7 protein-coding genes and 1 pseudogene are annotated in these 8,561 nt (G+C 67.2%); 4 read left to right on the top strand and 4 right to left on the bottom strand.

From position 1 onward, the window contains the following. Window positions 1-212: 212 nt before the first annotated feature. On the bottom strand, window positions 213-1,217 hold the full coding sequence (locus tag ACGFYN_RS47520; protein ID WP_393872196.1) for a LacI family DNA-binding transcriptional regulator: 1,005 nt from the start codon (window positions 1,215-1,217) through the stop codon (window positions 213-215). Between ACGFYN_RS47520 and ACGFYN_RS47515 the strand changes: the two genes are divergently transcribed. The 3 genes and pseudogenes from ACGFYN_RS47515 (at window position 1,216) to ACGFYN_RS47505 (ending at window position 5,498) form a co-directional block, all read left to right on the top strand. Further along, the gene (locus ACGFYN_RS47515; protein WP_393872195.1) at window positions 1,216-3,495 is read left to right on the top strand and encodes an alpha-galactosidase; all 2,280 of its coding nucleotides are present in this window, start codon (window positions 1,216-1,218) and stop codon (window positions 3,493-3,495) included. The genes ACGFYN_RS47520 and ACGFYN_RS47515 overlap by 2 nt on opposite strands. A gap of 365 nt (window positions 3,496-3,860) precedes the next feature. Further along, a pseudogene (locus tag ACGFYN_RS47510) lies at window positions 3,861-4,162 on the top strand (short-chain dehydrogenase); the annotation flags it as partial. Between the two features lie 424 nt (window positions 4,163-4,586). Next, window positions 4,587-5,498: a nuclear transport factor 2 family protein gene (locus tag ACGFYN_RS47505; protein WP_393872194.1), complete on the top strand. Its 912-nt coding sequence runs from the start codon at window positions 4,587-4,589 to the stop codon at window positions 5,496-5,498. 485 nt (window positions 5,499-5,983) lie between these two features. Here ACGFYN_RS47505 and ACGFYN_RS47500 read toward each other — a convergent pair whose 3' ends face one another. After that, window positions 5,984-6,202 (bottom strand): transposase, encoded by a 219-nt coding sequence (locus ACGFYN_RS47500; protein WP_393872197.1) that lies wholly within the window; start codon window positions 6,200-6,202, stop codon window positions 5,984-5,986. A gap of 79 nt (window positions 6,203-6,281) precedes the next feature. On the opposite strand from ACGFYN_RS47500, the gene ACGFYN_RS47495 reads away from it, so the two are divergent. Then, window positions 6,282-6,845 (top strand): hypothetical protein, encoded by a 564-nt coding sequence (locus ACGFYN_RS47495; protein WP_393872193.1) that lies wholly within the window; start codon window positions 6,282-6,284, stop codon window positions 6,843-6,845. A gap of 546 nt (window positions 6,846-7,391) precedes the next feature. Here ACGFYN_RS47495 and ACGFYN_RS47490 read toward each other — a convergent pair. Beyond that, entirely contained in the window at window positions 7,392-8,021 is a 630-nt protein-coding gene (locus ACGFYN_RS47490) for a transposase family protein (RefSeq protein ID WP_393872192.1), read from the bottom strand. Between the two features lie 219 nt (window positions 8,022-8,240). Then, the coding region (locus ACGFYN_RS47485; protein ID WP_393872191.1) for a hypothetical protein at window positions 8,241-8,561 on the bottom strand (321 nt) is incomplete at its 5' end.

Genomic DNA, 8,561 nt, shown 5'->3' with positions numbered 1-8,561 from the left:
CCGGCGTCGGGACCTCGGTCTCGACCAGGGCGAAGTCCTCGGGCTTGGGCCAGCCGACGGGACGGCTGAGCAGGTGCCATTCGCGGTTGATCATGGGGGTACACCTTTCCGGTTTCCGGTTGTGCTGCGGCCTTCAGGACGTCAAGTAACGGGTGGCTCTGAGAACGTGGCACTCCACAGGGCCCCGAGGCGCTCACGGTCCGTCGGCTGTGTCACGCGCTGCCGCCAACGGAGATGGTGGTGTCGAGGATGGTGCCGGGTGAGCCGGTCGGGCCATGTTCTATCTCGGTGATGATCCGGTCGATGATGAGGGCTGCGACGCGTGGGAGAGCCACGTGGACCGATGTCAGCGGCGGTTCCAACTCGGCCAGATCCTCGAGGGTTTCGAAGAAGCCGGTGATGGCGATGTCCTGTCCGGGAGTCAGGCCGGCCTGCACGGCGGCCTTGTGGGTGGCTACCGCCAGGGTGTCGCTGCCGTGCATGATCACCGACGGGCGATGCTTCCGGGCGAGCATCCGCTGCACGGCGGTTCGTACCGCATCGGGGGAATCGACAACAACATCGGACTCGGCCAGCTTGATGCCGTGCTCCCGCAGCCGGTTGCGAGCGCCGGTCAGCCGCTCGGTCATCCAGTAGGCGTCGGTGTCGTACTCGGCGTAGGCGAACGAGCGGTGGCCCTTGATGACCAGGTAGTCGACCAGTGTGGCCATCGCCGCGGCGTTGTCGATATCGACCCAGGTTTGCGGCAATCCCGGTGCGGTGCGACCCATCAGGGCGAACGGGATGCTGAGTTCGGTGAGGATCGCCGGTCGCGGGTCGGCGGGCCCGCTGTTGAACAGCACGTACCCATCGACACCGTGGCCGGCGAAGGTACGCGGTTCCGGTGGGGTGTCGCGCCGGTGGGTGAATACAACGATCTGGTGGTCGACCTTGTCGGCCGCCTCGATCAGCGCGCGCAGGAGTGAGATGGCGAACGGGTTGTGTACGTCCAGGTCCTGGCTGGACATGTGGATGCCGATTTGCCGTGACCGCCGCAGCCGCAGGCTGCGGGCGTTGCGGTTGGGGACGTAGCCGAGCTTGTGGGCTGCGGCCAGTACCCGTTGCCGGGCGTCGTCGCTGAACCGGCCGCGGTTGTTCATCACGTTCGAAACTGTCTGTGCCGACACACCCGCTGCTCGGGCCACGTCGCCGACTCTGGGTGACCCGGGAGCACTCATGGGTCCGACATTCCTCCGGCTGCTGATGGAAGCCCCAGGGGTTGCTGAATTGTTATCGAGTGATTTCTGGCGTCATGTGGCGGCCATGGCTACGGTTCGGGCCATGGGATTTAACGTTACACCAGGCTTTGACGTTCCGCCACCCAGTGTTCCGGTGCTGCAGTTGCGTGCTGCCGGGGTCGGACTCTTGCTGGATCTGCGCGGCCGCAAGCTGCCACGGGTCGTGCACTGGGGCGCCGATCTCGGTTGGCTCAGCGAGGACGACCTGGTGGCCGTAGCCGACGCGGGCGCCATGGCCTGTGAGCCGCGGCCGGTGGGCCTGCTGCCCGGGCACTTCGACGGCTGGCCGGGCCGTACCGGGTTGTCCGGGTACCGACCCGGCCGGGACGGGCCGACCGAGTTCAAAGTCGTCACCGTCCACCACCAGCATCACGTAGGCGGTGGCGGTGTCGTCGAGGTGACGGCATGCGACGAAGCGGCGCAACTGGCCCTGCGGTTAGAGATGCAGATGACCCCGGCCGGTCTGCTGCGCACCCGCGCTGCAGTCCGCAACGCCGCAGTCCAAACCCCCTACACACTCCGGGGTTTGTGCCTCGCACTGCCGGTGCCGCCAGAGGCGACGGAGCTGCTGGACCTGGCCGCCCGCTGGGGCCGGGGGAGGGTGCCGCAGCGCATGCCGTTCGGGGTCGGAGCGCGGGGCCGAGAGAGCCGGCGCGGCCGGACTGGGGCGGATGCCAGCATTCTGTTTGCGGCCGGAGCCGCCGGTTTCGGTTTCCGTTCCGGTGAAGTGTGGGCCCTGCACCTGGGGTGGAGCGGCAACCACCGCGTGTACGCCGAGCGGATTTCCTCCGGCGAGGCGGTGATCGCGGCGGGAGAGCTGCTGCTGGGCGATGAAGTGTCGCTCGCCGCGGGCGAGGAGTACATCTCGCCCTGGCTGTATGCCAGTTACGGCCGGGGGCTGGATGAGGTCTCTGAACGGTTCCACCGTTTCCAGCGTTCGCAACGCGGGACGCCCAGGCCGCGTCCGGTGGTGCTGAACACCTGGGAAGCGATGTGCTTCGACCAAGACCTCGACCGACTCAAGGAGTTGGCCGACGTCGGCGCGGAAGTCGGGGTCGAACGGTTCGTGCTGGGCGACGGTTGGTGCCGCCACCGCCGCGACGACCACGTAGGGCTGGGGGACTGGTACGTCGACGAGAAGGTCTGGCCGAACGGGCTGCACCCGCTCATCGAGCACGTACACGCCCGAGACATGGACTTCGGCGTGTGGGTCGGGCCGGAGATGGTGAACCCTGACTCCGACCTGGCCCGCTCGCACCCGGACTGGATCCTAAGGACCGGCGGACGTATGCCACCGTCCTCCCGCCACCAGCAAGTGCTCGACCTGGCCAATCCGGCCGCGTACAGCTACATCCTCGAACGCCTCGACGCACTGCTCACCGAATACCCCATCGCCTTCCTCAAGTGGGACCACAATCGCGATCTAGCCGAGGCTGACTCCGGACCCCCCGGTATCGCGACCGTAAACCGGCAGACACGTGCGGTCTACCGGCTGCTGGCCGAGCTGCGTTCGCGGTACCCGGCCCTGGAGATCGAATCCTGCTCCAGCGGTGGAACACGCGTGGATCTCGGTATCCTCGAACACACCGACCGTATCTGGGCCAGTGACCGCATCGATGCGTTGGAACGCCAGCAGATACAACGCTGGACGGCGACACTGCTGCCACCGGAGCTGATCGGCAGCCACGTCGGCGCTCCCCGGGCGCATATCACCGGTCCGCGGCACGATCTGTCGCTCCGGGCCGGTACCGCACTGTTCGGCCACTTCGGAATCGAGTGGGATATTTCCCGCACCAGTCCGAACGAGCGGGCTGAACTTGCGTCCTGGGTCGGGCTCTACAAGGAGTACCGCGAACTGCTGCACACCGGCGAGATGGTCCGCTGCGATCACCCGGATCCGTCGTTATGGGTCCACGGCGTCGTGTCCGTCACACAGCATGCGGCGCTGTTCGCGGTGGTCATGATGCAGACGGCGCTGACCTCGCCGCCCGTTCGGATCCGGCTGCCAGGCCTCGACCCGCAGACCCACTACCGGGTCGAGCGGGTCGGCTCGGACGCGGGTGCGGCACACAGGGGGAGGGCCGCGATCAAGCTCACGGGCCGGGCACTCGCCGAAGTCGGTCTAGGGATGCCATCGCAGCATCCAGATCACCTGGAACTCCTCCGCATCACCGCACTAGCCAGGCCGACATCGGAAGCCGTTGCTTTCCGGAAGTGATCTCGCAGACCGGGCCTATCAGGGCGCCGGCGACCGTGAAGGACTCCGGACATGCCCGCTGCACCTTCCGTGTGCGCCTGTCGTCCGCGATGCGTGCGGGGATGCCCCGGTACAAGAAGCAGCGCGAGGTGCTGCCCAGGACGCCTCCACCCAGATGTATGCCCGAGCATCCGCGTCACGGCCGCCCCTCTTGATTGAGAACAGCGTGCCGAAAACCTCATTCGAATCCCCAATCCCGCAGTTCAGACCGGTTCCGCTGATTGGAGGGACACTTGATAGCCAAGCATGTTGAGCTGGCTGACCAGGCCCCCCGTTCGGCAGGCCCGGCCGGTGCGTTGGAGGAAGTGGTCCGCTCCGAGGCTGGCTTCAACGAGGCCTACTGCGCGGCCAAGTTCGCCGTCGAGGGCTTCATAGAGTCCCTCGCCCCTACCGCCGGCGTGGATGTCACCGTGGTCGAACCGGGCGCGGTCGCGAGCGAGTTCGTCGCCAACCCCAGCCTGGACGTCCCGCCCTGCTCACCGCGGCCGGAACCTCAGCCCCGGCCCTGGAGGCGTACATCGCCCGCACCCAGCAGTCCTTCGGCAATGCCCAGACCCCGGCCAAGGCCGCCGCCCCGATCATCGACGCCCTGACCGCCGACCGCCCGGCCTTCCGCATCCAGACCGCGCATTGAATCCTCCCCCAGCTGAAGCAGGGGGATTCCTGGCTCACGCCGCCTGCGGGTCAGCGACCCGACAGGTCTTCCACGATCAACACCAGCCGGGTTGAAACCAGCCCGGGTTCGTACCGCAAAGCTTGGAGGTGCATGTGCCGTCTTGGCTCTCGATCAGCACGGCGTACGCGCTTGGTTCTCGCAACGCACGGCAGTCAGCTTACCCGACCGTGTGGGCGGTCTTTCGCCCTGAGGGCGAAACCCCGTTCCCTGCCCTGCTCCGCAGGAGTCCGATTCATCCCCGGCCCGAAGGCCGGGGCATCCTCGGAGGTCTCAGGTGACTTCGTCGCCACCACGCTCGCCGACCTCGACGGCTCCGCCGTCCGGGCCCTCACCCGCACCTGGGTCCGCTGACCAACCCCGAACAGGGAAACCGATCATGACCGAAACCGCACTCGACACCCTCCACGCGGCCCTTGCCGCCAGCTCCTACGAGCACCGCGCACTCACCGTGGTGCACCGCTGGTACACCGCCTACGAGACCGCCAACCCCAACCTCGACCACCAGGGCGAACTTGTCACCGACGACTTCACCATGCATCGCCCACCGGAAGGCGGACAGCCCGACGTCAAGGGCCGCCAGGCCTACCTGGACGGCCTCGCAACCCTGTACCCGGGCCAGTCCAACGCCCACCACCTGCGCAGCATGGTCATCGAGCACACCGGCCCCGACACCGCCCAGGGCACCGTCACCCACGGCTTCGAAACCGTCGGCCCGAGCATGAACGGCGCCGCACTGCTGCGCTACGACCTCCAGCTCCTCCAGCACCCCGCCGAGCACCTGCCACGGATCAGCACCCTCGCCGAGCAGATCCTGTCCTACCAGGACAGGCAGTTGACCGACGCGCTCACCGAGAACCGGGTCCTCGCCTTCGTCCACTACTGGCTCTCCCTCCTGGAGCAGCCCACAGGCAACGCCGAGGCGCTGCGCGAACTGCTGCACCCCGAGCTGGACATGACCCTGTCCGACGGCCGGGTTCTGCACACCCCCGACCAGGTCGCTGACTGGTACGCACAGGCGGGCGAACTGGTCGACCTCAGCACCCACCACCTGATCAACCCTGTGATCACCCCCGGCGAGGACGGCGACCACCGCATCACCGTCGACTTCGCCTGGGAAGGCATCACCCGCACCGGCCAGCCGATGACCGCCTGCACCCGCCACGACTGGACCCTCGCCGACACCGGCGAGCGCTACCTGCGCCTCAAGCGCTTCCACGTCACCGCCCTGGAACCCTTCACCCCGGTGACCGCCGAAGAGGCCCTCGCCCACCACAACGCTGCGCGCTGAACGCGATGGCGCGCCCTCGTCGGCCGGTTCTCCCACCTGATGCCGCCGACTGGCGCCGGATTCACCCGGAGCGGGCGCAAAACTCCCCGCCTCGCGGCCTGGAAGCTAGAGACGCGGTTTTCTCGATTCGCCTGCGCTGGCCTGGGCATGGCTTGTATGGCCCGAGTCGTGCACGTGAAGACGACGAAGCGGGAGAACAAGTCCGGCACGGTCCGGTACCCGGGCGGGCGGTGCCGAAAGCGCTATTCACCTTCGGCCGCGAGGACCAGCTCGACCGCGACGCGGTCAAGCGCCTGGTCGCGTCTCTATCGAAGCTGCTGGAGCCGGGCGACGCGCTGACCGCGACCGCCGCCTCCAACCTGGAGTTCGCCTCCTCGGTACCCTTCTGCGGCACTTACGTCTTCGACCACCTGTGGCACCGCCTGAAGATCGACCAGATCGTGGCCCGGGTCGGGCAGCCCAAGCGTGGCCGCCGTGACGGAGCATCACCGGCGCACGGTGGCACACCCCAGCTGCACGGAAATCTGCGGGAACAGGTCGTACACCCGATCCCACAGCCCATACCGCTCAGGCACATCCCACCACGGCGCCCCCGCCCGGGTCCGCCACCATATCCCCTCTATGAGCCGCCGCCTCGCCAAATAGGCGGCCTCCCCGACTTCTTCCCGGCCGGCAACAACGGCTCTAGCCGGGTCCCTGTGCATCTGCCAGGTCTCCACGCGCCACAGCACATGAGCACCACTCAGCAAGATCCACATTTGCAACAGGCCCCTAGGGGGATTTGTGATCGTCCGGCGTTACCTAGACGAAGATGACGAACTGGCCCAGCACCTGGACTGGCCAGAAGACGGAGGGCTGAACACCGGGCACGTCGCCAAGATTGCTTCTGCAGCAGCCTGCGACGTCGCCTACAACCAAGCGGCCAACGGCCATCTGGTCGACCTCTTCGCAGCGCTCCCTCTGCCAGGTACCCCCGAGGGGCGTGAGTTCTGGGATTCGCTGAGGGACGTGGGAGGTGAAGCCACCTGGAGCATTCTTCCCACCAACGCGGACGGCCCCTTCTTCGCACGCTTGGTCGACGAGAACGAAGGGGGCATCGCCGACCGCGTGCTCAGCTACCTGGAGGAGCTCGACGACCAGCAGCGCGACGCTGTGGCCAAGGTGATCGGCGGCGCACTGGATCACGGCACGTTCCGAGTCGGGGCCCAATACCTCGGGAAACTGTGGCTGCGTGACGCCGAGACCACTGCCTGGCACGTTCTGCTCGCCAGCCGCCGGACGTACGAGACAGCCGACGACCGCAAGCGATTCCTTGAGGCGTGGAGCAACGCCAAAACGGTGCGATAGCGACAGCCCGCCCAGTTCAACTGGGCGGGCTCCACTGTAGGCCCGAAAGCCCAGGCTCGCAGGTCACCGCCCTGGCAGCACGCGGCCACCGCGCCAGGTTCGAAACCTGGCGCCGCCACGCTGAGGAAGGCCCCCTTCGAACTGCGGAAATGTAGTGCGAAGGGGGGCTCTTCGTATGCGCATGGTGTTATTCGATTGAACCCTCCCCCAGCTGAAGCAGGGGGATTCCTGGCTCACGCCGCCTGCGGGTCAGCGACCCGACAGGTCTTCCACGATCAACACCAGCCGGGTTGAAACCAGCCCGGGTTCGTACCGCAAAGCTTGGAGGTGCATGTGCCGTCTTGGCTCTCGATCAGCACGGCGTACGCGCTTGGTTCTCGCAACGCACGGCAGTCAGCTTACCCGACCGTGTGGGCGGTCTTTCGCCCTGAGGGCGAAACCCCGTTCCCTGCCCTGCTCCGCAGGAGTCCGATTCATCCCCGGCCCGAAGGCCGGGGCATCCTCGGAGGTCTCAGGTGAGGGTCGAAATGCGCAGCTCCTCCGGCCTTAGCGCGGCCTCGCGGTGCGCCCAGGCTTCAGGAAACGTTGCCCTTTTCTGGCGGCGGGCTTGGCTGTCGCGGTGGAGGTGCACAGGAGTGCTGCGGCGAGGGCGGAGGCGGTTGCCGGTCCCGGGCCGTAATGGGCCTGGGCGAGTGGCGGCATCTGGGACTCGGCGCGTTCTTCGGGGCTCCGTTCCAGCACGGTCGTGCCGGTTTCGGCTTCCAGTACCGGGGTGTATCCGGCGGTGCGCAGTGCGGTGAGTGTGCCCCTCTTGCCGTCCGCCGCCAACCGCACCGGACGCTCCCACTCGGTACCGGCAGGCCGCAGCAACACGGCCAGACCGTCGGGATGCAGACGCCCCATGACCCGGCGGACCATGTCCATCGACGCCGCCGGCCGCACCCCCAACATGCCGCGGACCGGGAAGCCCAGCCGGGCCAGAGCGTCCTGGGGCGCCCGCCGCAGCCAGTGCCCGATCGCCGCATACGAACGCGCCCCGGCCGCCACCGCGCAGGCAGCCGCCCTGACCAGCGCCACCAGCGGATACCGCCGCCCGCGACGATCGCGTGGATCGACTCTCTCCACCGCTTCCTCACCCGCCAGAGCGACAGAACACGACAGCACCAGCGCGGGCATGGCAGACTCACGAATCACCGAAGCTCCGTTGTTTGCAGGCGAGTTGGTCCTCACCTACATCAACGGAGCTTCGGCACATCCGGTCACACCCCACTCGACCAGCACATTCACAAGGTCAATCCCACCTTGCAAGAGCCCTGGGGTGGAAGGCGTCGGCGTTTCCAGCGTCGTGGCTTTACGAAATTCGCTGCGGCCTGAACCGGGCCCTGCGGTCTGTGACTATGCAGGCTCTGCTTCGCGGGCAAGCCTGTCCAACGCCTGTTCAGCAGCCTCACGGAACAACTGCGCGTCGGCTAGGATATTTTCCGGACGCGCGAGGAGGTCATTCAGGATTGCAACCAATGACTCCTCCAACTCTTCCGGAGCTGCATACTCCGAAGCCGCGCTCTCCGTCGTCTGAACGGGCGCAGGACTGGTTCCAAGTGCCCCCCGGTCTGTGTCCAGGGCTTGGGTGGTTTCTGCGCGGGCCGGTGGCTTGGTGGTCCAGTGCTCGGGGTAGGCGGCGAGTTGCGCGGCCGTGAAGCCGGGCTCCTTCATCCG

The organism is Streptomyces sp. NPDC048419 (genome assembly GCF_043200415.1).
Classification (GTDB): domain Bacteria; phylum Actinomycetota; class Actinomycetes; order Streptomycetales; family Streptomycetaceae; genus Streptomyces.
This window is presented reverse-complemented; position numbering and strand designations above follow the sequence as displayed.

What these genes read in the sequence shown, in the direction of transcription:
- ACGFYN_RS47500 (WP_393872197.1), bottom strand. Translation starts at nt 6,202, where the DNA reads ATGCACAGGGACCCGGCTAGAGCCGTTGTTGCCGGCCGGGAAGAAGTC.
- ACGFYN_RS47515 (WP_393872195.1), top strand. Translation starts at nt 1,216, where the DNA reads ATGGGTCCGACATTCCTCCGGCTGCTGATGGAAGCCCCAGGGGTTGCT.
- ACGFYN_RS47490 (WP_393872192.1), bottom strand. Translation starts at nt 8,021, where the DNA reads ATGCCCGCGCTGGTGCTGTCGTGTTCTGTCGCTCTGGCGGGTGAGGAA.
- ACGFYN_RS47520 (WP_393872196.1), bottom strand. Translation starts at nt 1,217, where the DNA reads ATGAGTGCTCCCGGGTCACCCAGAGTCGGCGACGTGGCCCGAGCAGCG.
- ACGFYN_RS47505 (WP_393872194.1), top strand. Translation starts at nt 4,587, where the DNA reads ATGACCGAAACCGCACTCGACACCCTCCACGCGGCCCTTGCCGCCAGC.